General features: G+C 70.5%; 18 protein-coding genes and 1 pseudogene. 5 read left to right on the top strand and 14 right to left on the bottom strand.

Annotated elements, in window-relative coordinates; all coding sequences use genetic code 11:
- The 3 genes from U9R90_RS29285 to U9R90_RS29295 form a co-directional block, all read left to right on the top strand.
- Window positions 1-1,934: TOMM precursor leader peptide-binding protein (locus tag U9R90_RS29285; RefSeq protein WP_411059683.1), on the top strand; the 1,934-nt coding region annotated here is incomplete at its 5' end.
- A gap of 87 nt (window positions 1,935-2,021) precedes the next feature.
- Window positions 2,022-3,257: a sensor histidine kinase gene (locus U9R90_RS29290; RefSeq protein WP_411059684.1), complete on the top strand. Its 1,236-nt coding sequence runs from the start codon at window positions 2,022-2,024 to the stop codon at window positions 3,255-3,257.
- 35 nt (window positions 3,258-3,292) lie between these two features.
- Window positions 3,293-3,904 carry a DNA-binding response regulator gene (locus tag U9R90_RS29295; RefSeq protein ID WP_411059685.1) on the top strand — a complete coding sequence of 204 codons (612 nt, stop codon included), beginning with the start codon at window positions 3,293-3,295 and terminating at the stop codon, window positions 3,902-3,904.
- 138 nt (window positions 3,905-4,042) lie between these two features.
- On the opposite strand, the pseudogene U9R90_RS29300 reads toward U9R90_RS29295, so the two are convergent.
- The 12 genes and pseudogenes from U9R90_RS29300 to U9R90_RS29355 all read right to left on the bottom strand — a co-directional run.
- Window positions 4,043-4,726 (bottom strand): annotated as a pseudogene (locus U9R90_RS29300) (4'-phosphopantetheinyl transferase family protein); the annotation flags it as partial.
- 1 nt (window position 4,727) lies between these two features.
- Window positions 4,728-5,975, bottom strand: a complete 1,248-nt coding sequence (locus U9R90_RS29305; RefSeq protein WP_411059686.1) for an acyltransferase domain-containing protein — start codon at window positions 5,973-5,975, stop codon at window positions 4,728-4,730.
- Window positions 5,976-6,062: 87 nt separating this feature from the next.
- Window positions 6,063-7,802: an acyl-CoA dehydrogenase family protein gene (locus U9R90_RS29310; protein ID WP_411059687.1), complete on the bottom strand. Its 1,740-nt coding sequence runs from the start codon at window positions 7,800-7,802 to the stop codon at window positions 6,063-6,065.
- Window positions 7,799-9,550 carry a fatty acyl-AMP ligase gene (locus tag U9R90_RS29315; RefSeq protein ID WP_411059688.1) on the bottom strand — a complete coding sequence of 584 codons (1,752 nt, stop codon included), beginning with the start codon at window positions 9,548-9,550 and terminating at the stop codon, window positions 7,799-7,801. Before U9R90_RS29315 ends, U9R90_RS29310 begins: the two co-directional genes overlap by 4 nt.
- 70 nt (window positions 9,551-9,620) lie before the next feature.
- Entirely contained in the window at window positions 9,621-9,812 is a 192-nt protein-coding gene (locus U9R90_RS29320) for an acyl-CoA carboxylase subunit epsilon (RefSeq protein ID WP_411059689.1), read from the bottom strand.
- A 182-nt stretch (window positions 9,813-9,994) separates the two neighbouring features.
- Window positions 9,995-10,624, bottom strand: coding sequence for an antibiotic biosynthesis monooxygenase family protein (locus U9R90_RS29325; RefSeq protein WP_411059690.1), 630 nt, complete (start codon window positions 10,622-10,624; stop codon window positions 9,995-9,997).
- Window positions 10,611-11,606, bottom strand: a complete 996-nt coding sequence (locus U9R90_RS29330) for an aromatase/cyclase (protein WP_411059691.1) — start codon at window positions 11,604-11,606, stop codon at window positions 10,611-10,613. The genes U9R90_RS29325 and U9R90_RS29330 overlap by 14 nt, the downstream gene beginning before the upstream one ends.
- Before the next feature lie 97 nt (window positions 11,607-11,703).
- The gene (locus U9R90_RS29335) at window positions 11,704-12,732 is read right to left on the bottom strand and encodes a ketoacyl-ACP synthase III family protein (protein WP_411059692.1); all 1,029 of its coding nucleotides are present in this window, start codon (window positions 12,730-12,732) and stop codon (window positions 11,704-11,706) included.
- Window positions 12,733-12,806: 74 nt separating this feature from the next.
- Window positions 12,807-14,456: a citramalate synthase gene (gene cimA / locus U9R90_RS29340; protein ID WP_411059693.1), complete on the bottom strand. Its 1,650-nt coding sequence runs from the start codon at window positions 14,454-14,456 to the stop codon at window positions 12,807-12,809.
- Window positions 14,457-14,533: 77 nt separating this feature from the next.
- Complete coding sequence (locus tag U9R90_RS29345) at window positions 14,534-15,586, bottom strand: CaiB/BaiF CoA transferase family protein (RefSeq protein WP_411059694.1); 1,053 nt, start codon at window positions 15,584-15,586, stop codon at window positions 14,534-14,536.
- Entirely contained in the window at window positions 15,583-16,791 is a 1,209-nt protein-coding gene (locus tag U9R90_RS29350) for a cytochrome P450 (protein WP_411059695.1), read from the bottom strand. The genes U9R90_RS29345 and U9R90_RS29350 overlap by 4 nt, the downstream gene beginning before the upstream one ends.
- A 335-nt stretch (window positions 16,792-17,126) precedes the next feature.
- On the bottom strand, window positions 17,127-18,248 hold the full coding sequence (locus tag U9R90_RS29355) for an epoxide hydrolase family protein (RefSeq protein WP_411059696.1): 1,122 nt from the start codon (window positions 18,246-18,248) through the stop codon (window positions 17,127-17,129).
- Window positions 18,249-18,385: 137 nt separating this feature from the next.
- On the opposite strand from U9R90_RS29355, the gene U9R90_RS29360 reads away from it, so the two are divergent.
- Together U9R90_RS29360 and U9R90_RS29365 are read left to right on the top strand one after the other, a co-directional pair.
- Window positions 18,386-18,862: a nuclear transport factor 2 family protein gene (locus tag U9R90_RS29360; protein ID WP_411059697.1), complete on the top strand. Its 477-nt coding sequence runs from the start codon at window positions 18,386-18,388 to the stop codon at window positions 18,860-18,862.
- 4 nt (window positions 18,863-18,866) lie between these two features.
- Window positions 18,867-19,961 (top strand): winged helix DNA-binding domain-containing protein, encoded by a 1,095-nt coding sequence (locus U9R90_RS29365; RefSeq protein ID WP_411059698.1) that lies wholly within the window; start codon window positions 18,867-18,869, stop codon window positions 19,959-19,961.
- Window positions 19,962-20,094: 133 nt separating this feature from the next.
- On the opposite strand, the gene U9R90_RS29370 is transcribed toward U9R90_RS29365, so the two are convergent.
- Window positions 20,095-21,042 carry a hypothetical protein gene (locus U9R90_RS29370; protein ID WP_411059699.1) on the bottom strand — a complete coding sequence of 316 codons (948 nt, stop codon included), beginning with the start codon at window positions 21,040-21,042 and terminating at the stop codon, window positions 20,095-20,097.
- Between the two features lie 34 nt (window positions 21,043-21,076).
- The gene (locus U9R90_RS29375) at window positions 21,077-22,609 is read right to left on the bottom strand and encodes a DUF6851 domain-containing protein (RefSeq protein ID WP_411059700.1); all 1,533 of its coding nucleotides are present in this window, start codon (window positions 22,607-22,609) and stop codon (window positions 21,077-21,079) included.
- Window positions 22,610-22,612 lie beyond the last annotated feature (3 nt).

The raw sequence follows: 22,612 nt of genomic DNA on the forward strand, positions 1-22,612 counted from the left end.
CCGCGAAGCTGGGCGGGATCATCCCGGGGGGTGGGGTGGACCCCGCACCGGCCGGCCCGGCGGGGGCGGAGTCCGGTCTCACCGTGTGCGAAGAGGACGCGGACGACGAGGCGGGCGCCGTGTCGCTGGTGCTGTGCGACGACTACCTCGCGGCGGAGCTGCGGGCGGTCGACGCCTGGCACCGCGCGGAGCGGCGCCCCTGGCTGCTCGCCGAACCCTGTGGCCCCACCCCGTGGGTGGGGCCCGTCTTCGTCCCCGGCGACGGGCCCTGCTGGACCTGTCTGGCGCACCGGATACGGGCCCAGCGGCACGCCGAGCTTCCGGCTCAACGGGCGCTCGGGATCAGCGGCCCGATGGCCCGCCCGGCGGCCTCGCTCGCCGCCGGGCGGGCCATCGGCGTACAGATGGCGGTCCTGGAGACGGCAAAGTGGCTGGCCGGGGCCGACAGCGGCCTGCGCAAGAGCCTGTTCACGCTGGACACCCGGACCCTGGACACCAGGGCGCATCCGATCAGGCGGCGCCCGCAGTGCCCGGAGTGCGGTGACGCGCGGCTGGTGGCCACCCGAGGGCGCCAGCCGGTGACGATCACCTCCCGGCCCAAGGCCTCCTGGGTGGGAGGCCACCGGGCCCTCACCCCGGAGGACTTGCTCTCCCGCTACGAGCACCTGGTCAGCCCGGTCACCGGCATCGTCAGCGAGATCCAGCGTGACGACAGGCTGCCGTCCGGGCTCAACTGCTACGTCTCGGGGAGGAATCTGGCCCTGAACGGACACTCGCTGGACGCGCTGCGCGGCGGGCTGCGCAGCTGCAGCGCCGGAAAGGGGGTCACCGCGAAGGAGGCTGAGACGGGTGCCCTGTGCGAGGCGGTGGAGCGGTACTGCGCGACCCGCCAGGGTGACGAACCGGTGGTGCGCGACACCCTGCGCGCTCTGGGCGACCGAGGCATCCACCCCAACGCGTACCAGCTGTTCGACGAGCGGCAGTTCCGGGACCGGGAGCGCTGGAACGCCAGCCACTCGCCCTTCCAGCAGGTGTGCGCGCCGTTCGACGCGGACCGGCCGACCGACTGGACGCCGGTCTGGTCGCTGACCGAGCAGACCCACAAGCTGCTGCCGACCTCGGTGCTGTACTTCGCCCGGGACATCGGCGCGTCGGCGGACGGCCTCTGGGCCGACTCGAACGGCAACGCCGCAGGCAGCAGCATCGAGGACGCCATCGTCCAGGGCTTCCTGGAGCTGGTGGAGCGGGACGCGGTCGCCCTGTGGTGGTACAACCGCACGCGCCAAGGCGCCGTCGACCTGGACGCCTTCGACGAACCCTGGCTGGCCGCGACCCGCGAGGCGTATGCGCGGACGCATCGGTCCCTGTGGGTTCTCGATCTGACCTCCGATCTGGGAATCCCCGTCATGGCGGCGATTTCACGGCGCCATGACAAGCCCGCCGAGGACATCACGCTGGGATTCGGTGCCCATTTCGATCCCCGTATCGCCCTGCGGCGCGCGGTCACCGAAATGACTCAGCTACTACCTGCCGTATTCCATGCAACATTCAACGATGGCGGGTATGCGCTTTCCGACCCGGAGTTGATGTCCTGGTGGACGACGGCGACCGTAGAGAATCAGCCATACCTGGCCCCGGACCCCGGCCTGACAGCCAGCACCCCGGACGCCTACGACTACACCCCGCAACCGGACCTCAAGGAGGATGTGCGGACTTGTGAAGGTCTCGTGCGCGGTCACGGAATGGAATTGCTCGTACTCGACCAGACACGACCTGACGTGGAACTTCCCGTGGTCAAGGTGATCGTCCCCGGGCTTCGGCACTTCTGGGCCCGGTTCGCGCCGGGGCGCCTCTTCGATGTACCGGTCACTCTCGGTCGCGTCGAAAAGTCCTCTCGGTACGCCGATCTCAATCCGATCCCGCTCTTTGTCTGACGGTCGGATACACCCAAGGAAGTGGTCCCACCCCGGTATTGGCCCTACCATTCACGCCAGTCCACGTCTGCGTCGAGGAGTCGTCACGTGATCACGCGGTCGGATGGTGGGGCAGCAAGCGGCACGTCAGCCGGTCATCCCGCGGTCGGGGAACTGCCCGTTCCCCGGCTCGCCCGGTTCATCACCGTCTTCGCCGTGTTCTGCTACGGGCTCATCATGGTGCTCAACGTACTGGGCGAATACGCCGACGCCCGGAAGACGGCCGTCTCGATCGGCTGCGTGGCAGCGCTGGTGGCCATGCAGGTGATCCACTCCTCGCGCCAGGCGCCCTCCTGGCCCCTGCGCCGCAAGGCCGCCCTGCTCTGCCTGCAGGCGGCCATCACCTCTGTGCCCACCATCGCCTTCGGGTTGATGTGGGGCTCCATGTGGGGATTCCTGGGGGGATCGGTCCTGCTGATGCTGCCCCGCAAGCCGGCGCTGATCTGCTTCGCCCTCATCTTCGTCAACACCGTGGTGCTCGCGAGCATCACCTCCGACAACGGGCTGTACGCCATCTATCTCGTCCAGTCCAGCGTGCTCGCGGCGCTCGTCATCTACGGGTTCACCAAACTCACCGTCCTCATGGACGAACTCCTCGCCTCGCGCACGGAGTTGGCCCACATGGCAGTCAGCCAGGAACGCCTCCGCTTCGCCCGCGACCTGCACGACCTGCTCGGCTACAGCCTCTCCGCCATCACCCTCAAGGGCGAGCTGGTCCGGCGGCTGATCTCCAGCCAACCCGACGAGGCGCAGAAGGAGACCACCTCGCTGCTGGAAGTGGCGCGGCAGGCGCTGGGCGATGTGCGGCTGGTGTCCAGCGGCTACCGGGACATGTCGCTGCGCGACGAGGGCGTGTCGGCCGAATCCGTGCTCGCCGCCGCCGATGTCAGGGCCGAGGTCGACATAGACTGTGGACGACTCCATCCTGTCGTCGACACGGTGCTGGCCACCGCGCTACGGGAGGGGGTGACCAACATCCTCAGGCACAGCAAGGTGCGCTCCTGCACCATCTCGGCCGTGGTCGAGGGGGAGGAATCGATCGTGCTCAGGATGGTGAACGACGGGGCACACGAGCAGCACGAGAACCTCTCCACGCGGTCCGTCGGCGGCAGCGGCCTGGACAACCTCCGGAAGCGATTCGCCGCGATCGGCGGGCATCTGACGGCGGGTCCGCTCGAGGACGGTCTCTTCCAACTGGAGGCGTGGGCCCCCCTCAGGCCACGTACCGACGACGCGACAGCGGACTCCTCCGTGGCGTCCGGGTCCGGGATGAGAGCGGCCTGAACATCGACAACGTTGATCTGCGGGGGTTACCGGTGTTGTCCGTGAAGATCCTGCTCGCCGAGGATGTCCATATGGTGCGCGGGGCACTGGTCGCCCTGCTCCAGCTCGAACCCGATCTGGAGGTCGTCGCCTCGGTCGACCGAGGCGACGTGATCGTGAAGACCGCCCTGGAGGTCAGGCCCGATGTCGCCATCATCGACATCGATCTGCCGGGTACGGACGGGCTCACCGCGGCCACCGAGCTGCACGAACAGCTGCCCAGCTGCCGGACGCTGATCCTGACCAGCCTGGGCCGGCCAGGAACCCTGCGGCGCGCCCTGTCCGCCAGCGTCTCCGGCTTTCTGCTCAAGGACTCGCCGCCGGACCAGCTCGCCCTGGCGGTACGGTCAGTGGCTGCCGGTCAGCGAGTCGTCGACCCCCAACTCGCCCTCACCGCCTGGGACTCGCCCGACGTCCCGCTCACCCCCCGCGAGCTGGAGGTGCTGCGGCTCGCCTCGCAGGGGGCCGACGCCGCCGAGATCGCCGGCTGCCTGTTCCTGACCAAGGGGACGGTCCGCAACTACCTCACGGCGATCGTCAGCAAGCTCGGCGCGCGCAACCGTATCGACGCCATCCGCCGGGCCCAGGAGGTCGGCTGGATTCCCTGAGCCCGAGGGGCCGGAGTTCACGCCCAGCAGCGCGTCCAGCATCCCCTCGTCGAGCGTGGTCCGTACGGAGAGGTCACGGCCCGCACCGAAGCCCGTGTCGTGCACCGCCGCGCTCACCAGATACCGGTCCGCCACACCGAAGGTGCCGAACCGCCACTCCTGGCCCCCGACCGGGGTGCCGTCAGGACGTACGAGCGACGCGCCCCCTTCCTGGTCCAGGGCGAACCCGAACTCGGTGAACCGGAACCGCAGCCCCTGGCCCAGCGCCTTGCTGTACGCCTCCTTCAGCGTCCACATGCGCACCAGGTTGTCGTTGCGCACTCCGTCGCCGCCCGCGTCGAGCTGGCGTTTCTCGAACGGAGTACAGGCCTGCAACTCCGAGCCCGTACCGGCGAGTTTGCGGTCGGCGAGCTCCACGTCGACGCCGATCCGGCCGCTGTGGGTGATCCCGACGACCATCAGCTCCTCGGTGTGGCTGAGGCTGACGTCGATCTGGTCGCAGCCGCGGACGAAGGGGCGGCCGCCCGGCTGGTAGGCCAGGTCCACCAGGTCGGGCGTGGTGTCGATGGCCGCGGCCGCGGTGTGCCGCAGCAGCAGCCGGGACGCCAGGAAGCGCTCGCGCATCTTGGGATGGGCCAGCGTCTCGTAGCGGTTCCAGTCCCGGCCGAGCAGCGGGCGCGCCTGGTGGGCGCCCTTGGGCACCCAGGCCGCCAGTTCCCCGTAGACCAGCACGTTCCCCGTGCGGGCGAGTTCGTCCCGCACGCGGTCCCAGGGGCCGCTGGGGTCCTTGGCGTGCAGCGGATGAGCGATCGGCGGCGTCATCTCAAGCTCCCGCCAGAGCGGCGGTCAGCGGACCCGCGTCCAGTGCCGATATCACCCCTGCCAGATCCACCGCGTCGCTCTGTGGTCCCTTGCACAGCGCGATGCACTGGGGTCCCTCGCTGCCGCCCATCCGGCGCAGGAACGGGGTGAGTACGACCCGCGGGCCGATCTCCACGACATGGCTGGGCGTCTGCTGGGTCAGCAGGCTCCTGGCCGCGTCCGCGAACCGGATCGGCGCGGTGATCTGCTCGGTCCAGTACGGCGCGTAGAGCGGCTCGGTGGTGAGCCTGCCGTGCACGGTCGAGTAGAAGGGCAGCCGGGCGGAGACCCCGGACAGCCTGCGGGCCACCGACTCGAACTTGGGCAGCATCGGGTTCATCAGGGGCGAGTTGAAGGCGTGCGTGACGGTCAGGTGGCGGCAGGCGATACCGCGGGCCTCCAGCTGGTCCTGGATGCGTTCGAGTCCGGCCACCTCGCCGGCCAGCACCGTGGCCCGGGCCGCGTTGATGGCGCTGATACCCACGCCCGGCTCGTCGGCCACCAGTTCGGCCGCCTCGTAGGGAGCCGCGCAGGTGGCCATCATGCCGCCGCCGGACGGCAGGTACTGCATGAACGCACCCCGCAGCGACACCAGCTTCGCCGCGTCCTCCAGGGTGAGCGCACCGGCGATGGTGGCGGCCGCGTACTCGCCGACGCCATGGCCCAGGACGGCCACCGGCTGCACCCCGGCCTCCTCCAGCGTCCTGGCCAGGGCGTACTCCACGGCGAAGAGCGCGGGCTGGGTGAAGGCGGTCTGGTGGATGCGCGGGTCGCTGCCGAGGATCAGGTCGACCATGGACAGGCCGGTGAACGGCTGCAGGATCTCGGAGACCTCGTCGAGGTAGCCGCGGTAGCCGGTGGAGTTCATATACAGACCGGAGGTCATCCCGGGGTGCTGGCTGCCCTGCCCGGTGAACACGAAGGCCGCCCGCACCTGCCCGGCCCGCGGGCGCAGGTCGCGCAGCTCCATGTAGCGGGAGAGCTCCCGGATGGTCGGATACGTCCAGATGTCGGCGGGCTCGATGATCGGGCCGAACTCCTCCTCGATGTCCCCATAGAGGCTGAGCGCGGCCACCGAGTCCAGGCCGTACTCGTAGAACGAGACCGTGTCATCCACATGGCGGCCCAGATAGCGGGACATCCGCTCCAGCAGCCATTCGCGGTGGACCGACTCGTACCGGGCGTCTTCGTTGTCGGCATTCTCAGCCATCGTGTGCTCCCTCTCGGGCTTGGATCGGTCCTCCCGGCTCGGCGGCCGGGCTTGTGGCCCCCGTTCGACCCCGCTTGGCTGCGCCCCTCAGGCGACCGCGGAGCCGTACAGGTCGTAGCTGCGGCGGCCGTGCAGTCGGGTCAGGACCTCGGCGAGTACCCGCTGTTCACAGGCGGTGGGGCGGTCCGGCAGTGCGAGGCCGAGGCGGCGGCCCAGGCGGTACAGCGCGGCGGCCGCCCAGGAGGGGTCGGCCAGGAAGGCGCCGGACGGGTCGCCGGGCTCGGCCGCCGTCTGCTGCTCGCGCCAGACCCCGAGGCACGCCGCCGCGGCCAGCACCAGGGTGTAGCGGTCGGCGAGACCGAAGTGGTGCGGGCTGGCCAGGGCCTTGCGGTCCCCGTCCGGTACGGCGGCGAACACCCGGCGTAGCTCGTCAAGTTCACCGGTGAAGGCGTGGGTCAGCCGGCTCAGCGTGGTCCCCGCCTCCTTGTTACCCGCCGGCGCTTCGCCGAAGGCCAGCAGGTCGGCGCAGGCCACCAGGGTTGCGGCCAGCGGGTCGCCGTCGCCGAGCAGGCGGGGCTTGGACAGCTGCAGCGGCGGCAGCTCGCCGTACGGGTGGAACAGCTCGGCCGGCGGCTCCTCGTCGGCGAACCAGGCGTGCTTGGCGAAGTACGGCAGCTGCGGCAGGATGCTGACCTGGCGGCCCGCGCTGCCGGCGTGCCCCAGCGAGGTGACCGGCAGGTCGCGCAGCTGCTTCTGGAACATCCCGTACGTGCCGTCCTCGGCGAACGACTCCTCGCCGAGCACCGCCGACATCTCGTCCATCGCCTCGGCGACGATCTTCGGCGCGAGATAGGCCGCGGCCGCCGCGTACGCGCTCATCTGCTTCGGCAGCAGATGCAGCGCCCGGGTCGCGACCAGGGCGAGACAGTCGCTGAGCAGCAGGTCGAGGAAGGCCCCGGTGAGTACGTCCCGGACGTGCTGGACGTCGAGCGAGGACCGGCCGTCGTCCCTGCGGCGCACCGCGAACCTGGTCACGGTGCGCAGTGCGGTGTCGGCCCCGGCGAGCACGATGGACGGGATGAGTCCACGGATCACCAGCGAGGACCGCAGCGACAGGTCGTAGCCGTCGCCGAGGGCGCTGACCACCGCGCTGTCCGGGACCGGACAGTCGGTGATCCGCAGGCCGCCGAACTCGGCGCTGCGCATACCGTTGGTGGTGTGCCGCCTGAGGTCCTCGACCTGGCCAGCGGGCAGCTCGGCCCGGTCGAGCAGCAGCACGGTGTGGCTGCGCCCGCTGACCTCGCCGGTCCTGGCGAAGACGACCAGACCGCGGGCGCGCGAGGCGTTGGCGATGGCGGTCTTGCTGCCCTCCAGGCGCAGGCCGCCGCCGGGGTCGGAGCGTGCTGTGAACTCGTCGCGGACGAAGTCGTTGCCGTGCGCCACCTCGTGCCGGGCGACCGCGATGCGCTCACCGTCCAGGAGCAGCCGTGCGGCCAGTTCCCGCTGGTCGATGTCGCCTCCGGTCCACACCGGTACCGCGGCGAAGAAGCAGTTGAGTCCATAGCCGAAGCCGAGTGAGGCGTCCCTGCGGAAGGCGGGGCGCAGCACCCGGCCCAGCACGTCCATCCGCTCAAGACGCCCGCCGTGTTCGGCGGGTACGAACTCGGCGTTGAACTCCTGGGCGTCCAGGACCTGTTCGGCGCCGGGCAGGACCTCGCCCGCGGCGTCCGCGGCGAGCAGGGCCTTGATGCCGAGGGGGTTGTCGGCGTCCTCCAGCGGGCCGAAGGCGTGTTCCAGGGCGTCGATGCGTTCCCGTGGCGCCCTCATCGCCGGCTCCAGGTCGCGAGCAGCCGCTCGACCTCGGGGTCGATACGCTGGTGCAGGGGTTTGAGCTCGCCGCGCAGGAACAGCTGCCGCATGGCTGCCCGCTGCACCTTTCCGCTGGAGGTCCTGCGCACGGTTCCGGGCCTGACCAGCAGCACTCCGCCGGTACTCACCTCGTACTCCTCGCTGAGTCGTTTCTGCACTACGGTGCTGAGTTCGTCCAGGTCGATGTCGTACCGGCTGCGGGCGCGCAGCTCCTGGACGACGACGATGCGTTCCCGTTCGCCGGGTACCGCGAAGGCCGTACCCGAGCCGAACAGCGCGCTGACCTGTTGCACGGTCCGCTCCAGGTCCTGCGGGTACAGGTTGCGCCCGGCCACCACGATCATGTCCTTGATGCGGCCGGTCACATGGAGCCGGCCCTCGCGCAGCGCTCCGAGGTCGCCGGTGCGCAGATAGCCGCCCTCGCCGCCGACGATGTGTCCGTCGAAGGTCGCCGCGGTCTCCGCGGGGCGGGCCCAGTAGCCGCGCGCCACCGAGGCGCCGCGCAGCCAGATCTCGCCGATCCGGCCGTCCTTGAGCTCTTCGCAGGTGTCCGGGTCGACGATGCGCACCTCTCCGGCGACCGCGGAGCCGCTGTGCACCAGGTCGCGGCCCAGGGCGTACGGGGCGGCCTCGCGCAGTTCGCCCCCCTCCAGCGCTGCGATGTCCATGGTGTGGTGCGGCAGTGCCGGTTCCGCCTCGGATCCGGTGACCAGCAGGGTGGCCTCGGCCAGCCCGTAGCAGGCCACCAGCGCCTCGGGGCGCAGCCCGGCCGGGGCGAACCGCTCGGCGAAGGCCCGCAGTGTCTCGGCGCGCACCGGCTCCCCGCCGTCCACCGCGATCTCCCAGCAGGACAGGTCAAGTCCGGCGATCTGGGCGTCGTTGACCCGGCGTACGCACAGTTCGTACGCGAAGTCCGGGGCGCCGCTGACGGTCAGCCGGTAGCGCGAGATGGCCTGGAGCCAGTGCACCGGCTTGCGGACGAACGCCGACGGCGAGAGCAGTACGGCGGTGCCGCCGAGCCACAGGGCGTGCAGCAGCTGCCCGATCAGGCCCATGTCGTGGTGCAGCGGCAGCCAGCCGCCGATCCGGGCGCCTGGGCGGGTGCCGAGCGCCTGGCTGATCGCCTCGTGGTTGGCGAGCAGGTTGCCCTGGGTCACCACCACGCCGCGGGGGTCCCTGGTGGAGCCCGAGGTGTACTGGAGGAACGCGGCCGTGTCCCCGTCGAGGTCCGGTGGACTCCAGCGCTCCGCCTCCTGGGCGATGTCGGGGGCGTCCGTGAGGATGCAGAGGACCTGCTCGTAGCCGGTGCGGGCGAGCAGTTGGGTGACCTCGGCGGCCTCGGCTGCCGAGGTGAGCACACAGGACGCGGCCGCGTCCTTGACGATGCCCGCGACCCGGCCGTCGTGGTGGCCGCGCCCGTCCGGCGGTGCCGTGGGTACGGCGACGACACCGGCGTACAGGCAGGCCAGGAAGCCGATGGCGAACTGCCGCCGGGACCCGTGCAGGATCAGCACCCGCTCGCCCGGGGGCACATGCCGCTGGAGCCGGCCCGCCACCGCCCTGGCCGCGCCGTCGAGTTCCGCGTAGGAGACGCTCTCCGGAAGCAGCTGCCCGCCGTCTTCGGCGAGCAGCACCAGAGCGTCCCGATCGGGTGACTGTGCGGCCCTGGCCCTGATCAGTTCGGTGAAGCTCTGGTAGCCGGTCATCGCCTCCCCCTCGCAAGTCGTGGGCGCCCCGCTGCCCTGTAGGGGCGGGCCGCTGTCGTACGCCGCCGGGTCACTGACCCGACCAGGCCGCCGAAGGGCGGTAGCCACCGCCCTTGACAGTCCAGCCGGCATAGGCCGCCAGCACCTCCTGCTCCGGCTCGCCGCTGCCGCGCAGCAGCGCGAGGAGCACGACGGTCACCGCCGCGAGTTCGGCTTCGTCGGGGTGGCCGCGTAACACGGTGATGCTCGTCTCATCCGCCATATGCGCAGGGTGGGCCTGCCTGCTTGAGCTGGGCTCGGGGCCGGAACGCGAGCGAGCCGAGGACCTGTCGTCCTCGGCTCAGGGCGCGGTGGAACACTGCAGATACGGGGGTGCGGGGGCTCGTGTGGCGGGTGTCGCGTAGTGCTGGGGCACGCGCGCCGGGTGTCGCCTAGTGCGGCGGCTCAGTCGATCACACGCTCGTAGGCGATGTGCCGGGTCCGCTCCGTGGTGATCTTCGCGATGCCGGAGAGCGCCCGGTATCCGGCGCGGTAGCCCCTGCTGCGCAGGGCGCGCTCGCAGTCCTCGGCGGTACGCCACCACTGCACCCCGGTGTAGGCGAGCGGCTGTACGGTCGAGCGCAGCAGGTCGCTGCCGCCGAAGCCCTCCAGGCGGTCGCACTGGTAGTCGAGTTCGGCGAAGCGCCGCTCGAACTCCCGCCAGTCGTCGGAGACGTCGGCCCAGGTGATGACGACGTTCGCGGCACCGACGGCGGCGTTGGTGCGCAGCACCCGGCCCACGCTGACCGCCTGGTCCGCCTCGGTGTCCACCAGTGGGCCGAGCCGCCGTACGTGCTCCAGGAAGACGTCGTGGTGCACGGTGTCCAGGAAGCCGCGCAGGTGTCGCCAGTGCCCCAGGTGCACATACACCTGAGGCGCGTCGATCAGCCTGACCGTCACCAGGAAGTCGAAGCCGGGGCGCATCCGCAGGAACTGGCTGTGCTCACGGAAGGCCCGCTCGAACTCCCCGATGTCACCCGTCACCGTGAAGCGGTTGATGACGGTGACGGGTCGGCCCAGGTCACGATCCGGCATGCAGGCCCTCCGCGTACTTCTTGGCGTGCCGCAGGGTGGTGGAGCTGTTGGTGCCCAGGGCCTTGCGGACCAGGTCCCGCGCCTCGGCGAGGGTCGCCTTGGGACCGAGCGCGGTGCTCACACCTTCCGGGTCCAGGACGACGGTGTGCCAGGAGGTGGCGCGTACGGTGCCGTCGCCCTGCGGTTCGATGACCCAGCGGCCGGTGTGCACGCTCATGGCGACCGGGACCCTCAGCTGCTTGTAGACGATCGTCTGGCGGTCCTCGAAGCAGACCCGTACCGACGTGGTGTTGTGGGTGGAGCCGTCGGGGCTGCGGGTGTCCATGTCCATGTGCTGGATGCCCTCCTCGTCCTCGGTGAGGTCGAGGCGGGCCACATGCGGGAGCCGCTCGGGCCAGAGGTCCGCACGGTCCAGAAAGGCGTACACATCGCCCGCCGCCCCGGCGATGGTCTCGGAGTCGCTGAAGGTGAAGTGGACCTCTTCACGGGATTCACTCAGTTCGGCGGCGTTCTTCAGGGCAGTCAGCTCGGCCCGGCTGTTGCGGTCGACGGCCTGCTCGATCAGCCGCTCGGCCTCCGGGTCGTCGTCGACGGCGCGGTAGTCGTGCAGCAGCACCACCCGGGTGCGGCCGTCGTCGTTCTCCTCGACCCGCCACTGGCCGCCCATCTGGGCCACCGGGGCTGCGGACACCACCTGCCGGAAGGTGACGGTGCGGGACCGAGGGTCCAGGACGCGCCGCGAAGTCCAGGTGCGCACCTGTTCGTTGGCCATGGCCCAGATGCGCAGCAGCTGCTCGCCGCCGGCGCTGCTGATGTCGGCGTCCTCTTCGAGCACCTCGACATGGACGGTGGGCCCGAACACCTGGGGCCAGGCGGAGACGTCCGCGACCAGGTCGTAGACAACGGCTGGCGGCGCGGCCACGGTGATGGCGTGCTCCGTGACATGGGGCGCGGAGGTGTCGGGCGTAGCGTTGGGCGCCACGGCGGACCTTCCCTTCGAGTGCGGCCGTACGCGACGGCTGGTCAACAGACTGACAGAGGAGTACTAGAGCGTCGATGGAGTGGTGGTGGACCGGCGTTCAGTCGGCGTCGGGCTGGTCCAGGATCTCCAGCACGGCGCAGCCCCAGCTGTATCCGGCCCCGACGCTGACGAGCACACAGCGGTCGCCGGGCTTGGCCAGGCCCGAGGTGATCAGATGGTCCAGGCTCGCGAACTGGTCGCCCGCGCCCAGGTGTCCCACGGTGCGGCTGAACTCCCAGGTGGTGCGGGCCGGGTCGATCCCGAACGGCTTGTAGTAGATGGCCTCCAGGCGTCGGCGGCCGAAGTGCGGCAGCACCACCCAGTCCACGTCGGACAGTTCGGACCCGGCTTCGGCCAACGCCTGTTTGAGTACGGTCTGCTGGCCGTTGTGGGCGCGGGTGATGGCGTACGACATGCCGACCCGGCCGATGAAGGCGCGCTTGGCCTCTTCGAAGTCGACCGGCACGCGGTGCGCGAACGGGGCCTTGGTGAAGGGGTCGTCGCCGCGGTGCAGGGGCTCCAGGTCGGGGTCCGCGTGCAGGGCGATGGACAGCAGCCGGGCCCAGCCGCCGCGGCGGGAGAGCACCAGGGCGGTGGCGCCGTCCGCGTAGGGCGTGCCGGGGTCGGTGAGCCAGCGGTCGATGCCCGGCTCGCAGAACCGGTCCGCGGTGGTCAGCAGGGCGTCGCGGCGCATCTCGCCGGCCAGCAGATAGGCGGTGGCCAGGTCCATGGCGGCCAGACCGCCGTTGGACATCTGCCGGATCTCGATGGCCGGGCAGCCGTTGCCGAGCGACTCGCGCTGGATGTACGAGGCCACCGGCCACAGGTCCTGGCCCTGGTGGTAGGTGTCGGCGTGCAGCAGCAGTTCGATGTCGTCGGGGTCGGTGCCCGCCCGCCGCAGCGCCCCGGCCGCGGCCTTCGCGGCCATCTCGGCGGCGGACTCGTCGGGCGAGTACGCCACCGACTCCAGGCCGGTCCCGGTGGCCACCCGCTGGGTGCAGGCGCCGGAGGCCACCGCGTCGGCGAGCGGCAGCACGGCGGGGAGCCGTACGGAGGTCCCCCGTAGGTAGATTCCTTCCACACGCACAGCAACTCCAGGGGATCTGGGGGTCTAGGGCCTGCCCGGCGGATCAGGCCGGGGTGAGCGGGCGTTGGACGAGGTCATGCCGCGCGCCCTGACCAGGCCCGTACGGAGGCGAGGGCGAGGCCCCCGCGGCCGGGTTCCGGCTGCGGGAGCAGGGCGTAGCGGATCGCGTCGAGCAGGGCCCGCCAGCCGGCGGCGACCTCGTTCTCGCCGACGCCCACCGTGCTCCAGTCGCGGTCGCCGTCGCGGTAGGTGACCCGCACCCGGGTGGCCGCACCGCCGCCGCTCCCGCTGAGCACCCGGACCTGGTAGTCGACCAGCTCCAGCCGGGCGAGGTCGGCGAAGAACGGGACCAGCGCCTTCTGCAGGGCCGTGTCCAGGGCGTGCACCGGGGTCGCGGCCTGGCAGGTCGCGCCCAGCGGCACCCCGTCGACCCGCAGCCGGACCGACGCCTCGGCGCCCACCTCGCCGCCGGCCTGGCCGCCGCGCGGCCCGGTCACCGAGACGTTCCAGGAGTCGACCTCGAACGGCGGCAGCTGCGGGCTGTCCCCGGTCAGTTCCTCGCGCAGCAGCAGCGCGAAGGACGCGTCCGCGGACTCGAAGCTGTACCCCTGGCTCTCCAGCTCCTTGATACGGGCCGCGGTCCGCGCCACCTCCGGCGAGCCCGCCGCGATGTCGAAGCCCAGCTCGCGGGCCTTGAGTTCGATGGAGGAGCGCCCGCCCATGTCGGAGACCAAGGTGCGCATGGCGTTGCCGACCCGGGCCGGGTCGATGTGCTGGTACAGGTCGGGCTCGACGCGCAGGGCGGAGGCGTGCAGGCCCGCCTTGTGGGTGAAGGCCCCGGCCCCGACGTACGGGGCTCCGGGTGCCGTCGTGAGCTCAGTCAGCTCGGCGATGGCACCGCCGGCCGCCGACAGCAGCCGCAGGTTCTCCGGTGGGATGACCTCGCGTCCCCGCTTGAGTACGAGGTTGGCGATGACGGTGAACAGGTTGGCGTTTCCGCAGCGTTCGCCGTAGCCGTGCGCGGTGCCCTGGACATGGACGGCTCCGGCGTCCACCGCGGCCATGGTGTTGGCCACCGCGCAGCCGGAGTCGTCGTGGCAGTGGATGCCGACCGCGGCGCCGGTCATCGCGAGGGTGTCCGCCACGATGTCGCGTATGCCGTCCGGCAGCGAGCCGCCGTTGGTGTCGCACAGGACCACCGCCTCGACCCCGGCCTCGGCGGCGGTGCGCACCACCTCCAGGGCGTACTCGCGGTTGTCCAGATAGCCGTCGAAGTAGTGCTCGGCGTCCAGGAACACCCGGCGTCCGTTGCGTACCAGGTGGCGTACGGTGCTGCTGATCATCGCCAGGTTCTCGGCGAGCGTGGTGCGCAGGGCACGGGCGACATGGCGGGTGTCGCTCTTGGCCACCAGGGTCACCACGGGGGTCTCCGCCTCGAGCAGCGCCCGTACCTGCGAGTCCACGGTCACCGGTGTGGCGGCCTTACGGGTCGCGCCGAACGCCGCCAACTGGGCGTGTTTCAGGTCGAGTTCCCTGCGGGCCCGGCGGAAGAACTCGGTGTCCCTCGGCACCGCTCCGGGCCAGCCCCCTTCGATGAAGCCGACCCCGATGGCGTCCAGGTGACGCGCGACAGCGAGTTTGTCGTCGACCGTCAGCACCATGCCCTTCTGCTGCGTGCCGTCGCGCAGGGTCGTGTCGTAGAGCTGCAGTCCCTGCTCAGCCATCGCCCCTCCCTCGTGTTCCGCTGCCTTGACCGGCGGTGCTCCACCTCCGGCTGGTCCGGTCACCGTCATCGCGCTGCCTAGCGGGCTGGTCGAGAAACACCGGAGCCGGGAGTCCGGGGCCGGGCGAAGCGCGGGGCCGGTGCTGCCGGGCCGCTGCCACGCGCTTGGTGGTGGGGATGCCCGGCGGCCTCCGCGACGCTCAGGACCGGTGTCACACAGGCTTCGGTGTCCTCGAACCGGCGGGCCCAGAAGTCGCGGCCCTGGCGGGCGAAGCACTCCTCGAACACCGCGGTCAGATAGGGCCAGTTGGCGCGGTCCGCACGGTCCGGAAGGCCGTCCCCGTCCAGTTGGAGCCCGTGCAGCAGGGCGCCGTAGAAACGGTCCTCCAGGGCCCCCACCGCGACATGGCCGCCATCCGCGCAGGCGTAGCAGCGGTAGAACGGCGCCCCGCCGTCCAGCAGGTTCGCCCCGCGCTCGTTCCGCCACTGGCCGGCGTCGGCCATCGCGACCAGCATGCCGAGCATGGAGCCCGCGCCGTCCACGATGGCGGCGTCGACGACCTGTCCGCGGCCGGAGCCGCGCCGCTCGTACAGCGCTGCCAGGACGCCCGCGACCAGGAACATCCCGCCGCCCGCGAAGTCGCCCAGGAGGTTCAGCGGAGGAATCGGCGGGCCGTCGGCCTCGCCGATCGCGTACAGCGCACCGGTCAGGGCCAGGTAGTTGATGTCGTGGCCCGGTGTGCGGGCCAGCGGCCCGTCCTGTCCCCAGCCCGTCATCCGTGCGTAGACCAGTGCCGGGTTGCGCTGGTGGCACTGGCCGGGTCCGATCCCGAGCCGCTCGGCGACGCCGGGCCGGAAGCCCTCGACCAGGACGTCGGACCGGTCCACGATCCGCAGCAGCTCGGCCACATCGCCGGGGTCCTTCAGATCGAGCGGCAACGCGGTACGGCCACGGTCGAGCACCGTGTGCCAGTCTCCGAACGACCGTCCGCCGTCGGCACGGTCGATCCGCACCACATCGGCCCCCAGATCGGCCAGCACCATACAGGCGTACGGGACCGGTCCGATCGCCGCGAGCTCCACCACGCGGAGTCCCGTGAGCGGGCCGGCGCCGTACGCCGCGGTGTTCACCAGGTGACCGGCATCTCGAAGACGCCGTACATCACGTTGCCGTCCTTGTACCGCAGCTGATCCCAGGACTTGGCCATCTTCAGGCCGGGCAGCCGGCGGAAGATCGTGTCGAGGACGACGTCCAGCTCGACCCGCGCGATCTCGGCGCCGATGCAGTGGTGCACCCCGTGCCCCAGCGCCAGGTGCTGCCGGTCGCCCCGGCTGAGGTCCAGCTCGTCGGGACGGTCGAAGACATCCGGGTCCCGGTTGGCCGACATGCCCAGCAGGATCATGCCCTCGCCCTCGCGGATGACCACGTCGCCGATCTCGATGTCGGCCGTGGCCACCCGCGACGTCGCCAGGTCGCCGGGCGAGAGGTAACGCAGCAGCTCCTCCACCGCCTTGGCCCTGATGGAGGGGTCGGTGAGGTACGCCTGCAGCTGGTCGGGGTGCTCGAGCAGCGACATGACGCTCAGGGCGATCATCGCGGCGCTGGTCTCGTGGCCGCCGTTGAGGAGCAGCCGCGTGACGTTGCACATCTCGCGCCGCTCGTAGATCCCTTCCTGCCGGTACCGGGAGATCATCCGGCTGATCAGGTCCTCGCCGGGGTTCTCCTCCTTGTGCGCGACCAGCTCCTCCAGGTACACGCCCACCCGCTGGATCGCGTCCGACCGCTGTTCCGCGGTGCTGCGTCCACCGAACAGGACGTCGGTGCAGGAGTGCAGGTAGTCCTGGTCCTTGGCGGGGATGCCGAGGATCTCGCAGACGATGGTCATGGGCACCCGCAGAGCGAGCATGTGCACCAGGTCCACCGGCGGGCCGGCCTCCAGCATCTGGTCGATGCACTCGTCCACGATCTCCGTCATCCGAGGCCGCAGCGCCCGCACCCGCTGCCTGGTGAAGTCACCGGACAGCGCCGCCATCCGGCGGTGCAGCGTGTGCTTGGGCGGGTCCCAGCCGATGAAGGAGCCCTCGGTCCGGAACTCCTGGGGGACGTCGATGTAGTACGGGAAGCCCTCGTGGGCGCGGTCCGAACTGGCACGGGGATCGGTCAGCAGCGCCTTGACGTGCTCGTATCGGGTGACCACCCAGGCGGTCCGCCCGGTGGCCAGCCTGACCTTCTTGATCGGTTCAGCCGCGCGGATCTCCGCGTACTGCTTCGGCGGAGCCATCGGGCAGGTGCGATGCCAGGGGAACTCCGGCAGTTCGGTGGCGGGCTCGGTCATGACGTTTCCCTTCTGAGGCCGGTGCTCGGGTCAGATTCAGCCGATGTGCTGGAGTCGAGGTCGACGCGTTCTCGAACACCCGTCGCTTCCCTGTCACCGCTGGAGCCTGCTTCTGAACCCCCGTCGTCCGCGCGGAGCGCGGGCGCAGCGGCGGTCGGTGCGTGCCCTCGGCGTGCGGCGGTGCAGGTCATGAATGGGGTCTCCCCTGCTCGAGCGAAGCCGAGAGCTTGGGGAAGGAGCCACCTGTCCTGTGGCGCCGTGCGGCGAGGGTGCGTGCCGGGCGTCGGGGCGCAGGCGGGGGTTCAGAAACAGGCTCTTGGCCCGCGGGCGGGGTGTCAACGCAACGGCCGGAAGAACGTGCGGAGTTCGTCGACGAGGAAGTCTGGCTGTTCGATGGCGGGGAAGTGGCCGCCGCGGTCCGCGTCGTTCCAGTGACGCAGGTCGGTGAAGCGCTGTTCGATCCACGGACGGGGCATCCGGGCGTCCTTCGGGAAGATCGTGATGCCGGAGGGCACCGCGATCTGGTGCATCGGCACCCGGTTGTGGCTCTCCCAGTACAGCCGTGCGGAGGAGGTGCCCGTGTTGGTCAGCCAGTACAGGCTGGCGGTGTCAAGGAGCCGGTCCCGCCCGATCGCCTGGTCGAGGTCGCCGTCGTGGTCGGTCCAGGTCCAGTACTTCTCGGCGATCCAGGCCAGTTGGGCCACGGGCGAGTCCGCGAGGCCGTAGCCGAGGGTCTGCGGACGGGTGGACTGGATCGCGGAGTAGCCCGACTCGCGCTCCATGAACTCCTTGACCCGGGCGAGCCCGGCCTGGTCCCGCTCGGTCAGCTCCACCTGCTCCTCGGGCGGCCCCGCGAAGGCCATGGTGACGTGGATCGCCGCGAGCCGGTCGGCGTCGGCGTGGCCCAGCTGCGCGGTGACGAACGAGCCCCAGTCGCCGCCGTGCGCGGCGTACCGCTCATAGCCGAGCCTGCGCATCAGCTCGGCCCAGGCTCCCGCGATCCGCTCAACGCCCCAGCCGGTGCCCTGCGGGCGGTCGCTGAAGCCGTAGCCGGGCAGCGCCGGGATCACCACGTCGAAGGCGTCCGCCGGGTTCTCGGGCTCGGTGAGCGGCCCGATGACATCCGTGAACTCCGCGACGCTGCCCGGCCATCCGTGGGTGATCAGCAGCGGCAGGGCGCCGGGGTGCGGGGAACGGACGTGCAGGAAGTGGATGCCGAGCCCGTCGATGTCGGTGCGGAACTGCGGGAAGGAGTTCAGGTGCTTCTCGGTGGCCCGCCAGTCGTAGCTGTGCGCCCAGTGCGTGGACAGCTCCTGGAGGTAGTGCAGCGGTACGCCCTGCGACCAGTCCCCGGTGGTCTCGGCGTCCGGCCAGCGCACGTCGCTCAGGCGCCGGCGCAGATCGGCCAGCGCCTCGTCCTGGATGGCTATGCGGTACGGGGTGACGTCCTGGCTCATAGGTGGTCTCCCGGAGTGGGCGGGCAAGGATTCCCAGGGTGCGCCCTGGCGCTTGACTGCCCCTCCAGGTGTTCTGGACCACCAGTCGGCAGCGTGGCCCACGGGAACGACCACCACCGCCCTGTGAGGAGCCAGCCATGACCCAGGACGCCGTCCTGTACTGCGAGGTTGTGCAGTTCTACGCCCGTCAGATGTCGCTCATGGAGGAGGGACGCGTGGCGGAGTACGCCGCCACCTTCACCGAGGACGGTGTCTTCGAGCACTCGCTCGGCTGGCGGCTCGAGGGCCGTCAGCAGATCATCGACGGCACCCTCGGCGGGCTTGAGCACTACGCGGGCAAGGCCATGCGCCACTGGTTCAACCGCTACGTCGTCGAGCAGGAGCCGGACGGGACCGTGCGGACCAGCTGTCTCGCCATGGTCAGTGTGGTCGACCAGGACGGGCAGGTCACCTTCGAGCCCACCTGCACGGTCAGCGACGTACTCGTACGGGAGAACGGCGCCTTGCTCACCCGCAGCCGCTTCCTCCAGCACGACACGGCCGATCTGACCCGGGTGTGGGAGGGACGGCTGGCCGATTCCGGCGCCACGGCCTCGGCCGGTACGGAACAGTAGGGCCATGCTCGACCGACGTGCCCTGAACCGCGCGACCCTCGCCCGGCAACTGCTGCTGCAGCGCCATGACATGACGGCGTCCGAGGCGATCGGACATCTGATCGGCCTGCAGTCCCAGTTGCCCAACCCGCCCTATATCGGCCTGTGGACCCGGCTGCGGGACTTCGCCATCGACGACCTCACCCGGCTCATGAACGAGCGCACGGTGGTGCGTTGTCTGCTGATGCGCGGCACCCTGCACCTGGTCACGGCCGAGGATCTGATCCGGCTGCGCCCCGTGGTGCAGCCGGCCCTCGACCGTTCCCAGCGCGGGTTCTTCCGGCGGGACACCGAGGGCATGGACCTGGCCGAACTCGCCTCGTTCGTGTCCGGGGTGCTCGGCGAGACCCCGACCAACAACGTGCAGCTGCGCAAGCTGCTGGCCGAGCGGTGGCCGGACCGCAAGTCGTCCGCGTTGCTGCACTCGACGCAGTTCCTGGTGCCCATGGTGTACGTGCCACCGGGCGGCACCTGGGGCAAGGGCGGCTCGGTGCCGATGACCACGGTGGAGTCCTGGCTGGGCCGTTCCGTCGGCGCGGACGGCTCACCCCGCGACATGATCCTGCGGTATCTGGCGGCCTTCGGACCGGCCTCGGTCAAGGACGTCCAGGCGTGGTCGGGGCTGACCCGGCTGAAGCAGCACATCGAGGAGCTGCGCCCGCGGCTGTACTGCGACCGGGACGAGAACGGCGTCGAACTCTTCGACCTCCCGGATGCGCCCCGGCCAGACCCTGACACTCCGGCGCCCGTGCGCTTCCTGCCCGAGTACGACAACCTCCTCGTCGCCCACGCGGACCGCACCCGGGTGATCAGCGACGCCCACCGGAAGCTCACCAACAGCAACAACGGCATGGTCGCCGCCACCATCCTGGTCGACGGCGAGGTCCGCGGCCGCTGGCGGCTCGAGCGCGCACGCCGGGCCGCGACCCTGGCCGTCGAGCCCTTCGGCCCCCTGGCCGAAGGCGACCAGAGGGCCCTTGCCGAAGAGGGCGGCAGACTGCTGGGCTTCGCCGCGGCGGACGCGGAGACCCACGACATCCGCTTCGACGAGCCGCGCTGAGCGCTCCGCGGGTGGTTCCGTGATGTGCCGTCGCTCGTCTGCGGCCGCGTGGTGGCTGGTCGCGCCCACGCGGCGGAGCCGCAAATCGACCCTTCCCCGCGCCCCTTCAGGGCGCGGGGAAGGGGAAACCGCCCTAGCAGGTGCTGCGCCAGATTCCACTGCGGGTTGTGCCGTCCTTCTTGTACGTGCTGACGACGGCGTTGTCCTCGGTGATGTCCCGGACGTAGTCGCCGGTGGGGGCGGGGGACGTCACATACTCGACGCCGCCGTCGCGCCAGACGGCGGCGTTGCCGTTGTCATGGGTGCCGACGATGGCACCGGCGCTGTTGATCCCGCTCGGCACCCCGCCCGGGATCTTCCGTACCACCTGGCCGCTGAGGTTCCACTCCACGATCGTGTAGGGCTTCGCGCTGCCGCTCCAGCCCACGATCCGGCCGTCCTGGTACTCCTTGGGACGCCCGTCGCCCTGCAGCCGCATCACTTCGGACCCGTCCGCGTCGACCAGCACGCCGGTGGACAGCATGACCCGGCGGGAGTTGTCGACGCCCGCCGCGCTGCCCTCGCCGAAGTTGGTGATCTCGCCGGGCCGGTCGGTGCGCCACAGGACGGCGTACACCTTGGCTCCGCCGAGGAAGTGGCGGCTGAACCCGGCTATGTCGCCGTTGTCGTTGATCGTGGTGGGCACGGAGACCTGGGTCCCGATGCCGGGCAGGAACTGGTACGCGCCGTTCTGATAGCGCCACGCCGCGGTGTACCCGTCGCTGCCCGCCCAGTACCCGGTGACGACTCCGGAACTGTTGACGGCCCGCGGGTAGTTGGAGCCCCCGGTGGCGCGGGGCTGCGGCAGGACCTGCGGGGAGCCGTTGGTCCACACCACGCCTTCGCGGTGGTCGGTCTTCCAGACCGTACCGACGACCCTTCCGGTTCCCGCGTGCCCCGTCGCCTCGGGGTGCGAGTAACCGGAAGGAGCCGGCAGATCGGAGACCTGCCAGGTGCAGGCCGCCGCGGCGACGGCCGGCACCTGTGGAACGGCGAGGACCCCTAACGTCAGCGTCAGGGCGGAAAGCAGTCTCAGCTTCATGCGGAGCACCCTGACACAGCACGGTTGAGTCGAACTAGGGAGCGAATGCGGACGAACCGCGCTTCCCTTCTATGTGATTGCGCACGAACTTGTACGCGTGGTCACCGACTCGGGTGCCGAAGTCCTTGGAGACCTCGGTGGCCGCCTTGAAGTGGACACCGGCCCACACCCGGCTCTTGGCGCAGTCGTCGACGAGGTCCTTCCAGTCGGTCCACCGCAGCACGGTGTCCTTCGCCGGTGTCACACCCGGCTCGATGTAGGAGCCGCCCTTCTTGACCTCGTACTGGATATCGGTCTTGTCCGTACCGTCCAGGAGCCGCCCCACCTGCGCCTGCGACGCGCAGAAGGCCGTCGAGCCCGAGGGGTACTCGGGGTGGTCGGGCACCTGCAGATAGCCCTTCCACTGGCTGGCCGGCATGTCCGTGACGGTGCCCTTGCCCGGGCCGCCCCAGGCGGTGAGCTTCTTGTCGCCGTAGAGGTAGCGGACGGCCGTGAACGGCCGCTGGGTGTCGTACACGGACTTGTTGTACCAAGCCGCGATCATGACGTCGAACCCGGCGATGTGGAAGCTCGCGGCCTCCTGTATGAACTCCAGGAGGTCGTCCTTGGTCCGGATTCCCAGCCCGGCGGAGAAGATGAGCTTGTCGTTGAAGTACTCGGCCTTGAGCTTGCGCTCGTCGTTCAGGTTCGCCGACGCGGCCAGCACCTCGTCCGTCTGCTTCTTGTACGCCTTGCGGTTCTTCCTGTGGTGCGCGCGGGGCTTCTTGACGAGGAATTCCTTGGGGTCCTTGTAGGAGTACGGAGTGGTCTGCCCCATCTGGGGCGTCACGTACTTCTGCGCGAAGAAGATCCCGCCGCCGTTGGTGTCGACGTGCGGCTGCCACCGCGAGGGGTTGCGGATCTTCTCCGGGGTGTTCACCGGCCGGTAGCCGGTGTAGTCGGCGTACGGCTGCTGGAAGTACTTCTGGCCGCCCTCGTTGCCCAGCTGGTTCATGCCGTCGTTCTTCCGCTTCTCGACGACGGCCTTGCCCGCGAGGTTTCCCAGACCGACCGGGCTGGTCCGGTCCGTCGAGTCGTCGTCCGGGTCGAGACCCACGGACTGCATCATCTCGCGCAGCTGTGCCTTGGCCTCCGGCGTCGGCACCAGGCTCCGCATCACGTGGTAAGTGGAGTAGAACATCGCGATGTTGATGTTCTCCCGGGTGTTCTCGGACGAGGGGCGGCGGCCCAGGTCCGAGTGGATGCCGACCGCGGTCTCGTGGTACGGCGCGGTCGCGTCGAACCACGCGCTCTCCATCAGGGCCGAGACGCGCAGCACCAGGGTGCCGTCCATGGCGATCTGGTTGATGTGTTCCCGCACCATGGGGCCGACCACCGGATAGATCACTTCCAGGGCCGAGTTGCCCTTGTCGAAGTCGAAGTCCGCCTTGGCGGCGTCGGCCTGTGCCGTGGTGCCGTCGCGCGATTCGGCCATGGCGTATCCGGTGCCGGTGAGCGCGAGAGTCATCGCGCAGCCGAGCGCCACCTTCCTGCGCAGTCGGCCCCGTCGTTCTGCAGCTTCTCTCATGGT

Source organism: Streptomyces sp. E11-3 (assembly GCF_046540415.1).
Lineage (GTDB): Bacteria > Actinomycetota > Actinomycetes > Streptomycetales > Streptomycetaceae > Streptomyces.

Excerpts from the sequence above, each read along its gene's own strand:
- U9R90_RS29375 (WP_411059700.1), bottom strand. The coding sequence starts at position 22,609 with ATGAGAGAAGCTGCAGAACGACGGGGCCGACTGCGCAGGAAGGTGGCG.
- U9R90_RS29325 (WP_411059690.1), bottom strand. The coding sequence starts at position 10,624 with ATGCCGGATCGTGACCTGGGCCGACCCGTCACCGTCATCAACCGCTTC.
- U9R90_RS29355 (WP_411059696.1), bottom strand. The coding sequence starts at position 18,248 with ATGAGCCAGGACGTCACCCCGTACCGCATAGCCATCCAGGACGAGGCG.
- U9R90_RS29365 (WP_411059698.1), top strand. The coding sequence starts at position 18,867 with ATGCTCGACCGACGTGCCCTGAACCGCGCGACCCTCGCCCGGCAACTG.
- U9R90_RS29315 (WP_411059688.1), bottom strand. The coding sequence starts at position 9,550 with ATGACCGGCTACCAGAGCTTCACCGAACTGATCAGGGCCAGGGCCGCA.
- U9R90_RS29360 (WP_411059697.1), top strand. The coding sequence starts at position 18,386 with ATGACCCAGGACGCCGTCCTGTACTGCGAGGTTGTGCAGTTCTACGCC.
- U9R90_RS29370 (WP_411059699.1), bottom strand. The coding sequence starts at position 21,042 with ATGAAGCTGAGACTGCTTTCCGCCCTGACGCTGACGTTAGGGGTCCTC.
- U9R90_RS29310 (WP_411059687.1), bottom strand. The coding sequence starts at position 7,802 with ATGAGGGCGCCACGGGAACGCATCGACGCCCTGGAACACGCCTTCGGC.
- U9R90_RS29305 (WP_411059686.1), bottom strand. The coding sequence starts at position 5,975 with ATGGCTGAGAATGCCGACAACGAAGACGCCCGGTACGAGTCGGTCCAC.
- U9R90_RS29320 (WP_411059689.1), bottom strand. The coding sequence starts at position 9,812 with ATGGCGGATGAGACGAGCATCACCGTGTTACGCGGCCACCCCGACGAA.
- cimA (WP_411059693.1), bottom strand. The coding sequence starts at position 14,456 with ATGGCTGAGCAGGGACTGCAGCTCTACGACACGACCCTGCGCGACGGC.
- U9R90_RS29350 (WP_411059695.1), bottom strand. The coding sequence starts at position 16,791 with ATGACCGAGCCCGCCACCGAACTGCCGGAGTTCCCCTGGCATCGCACC.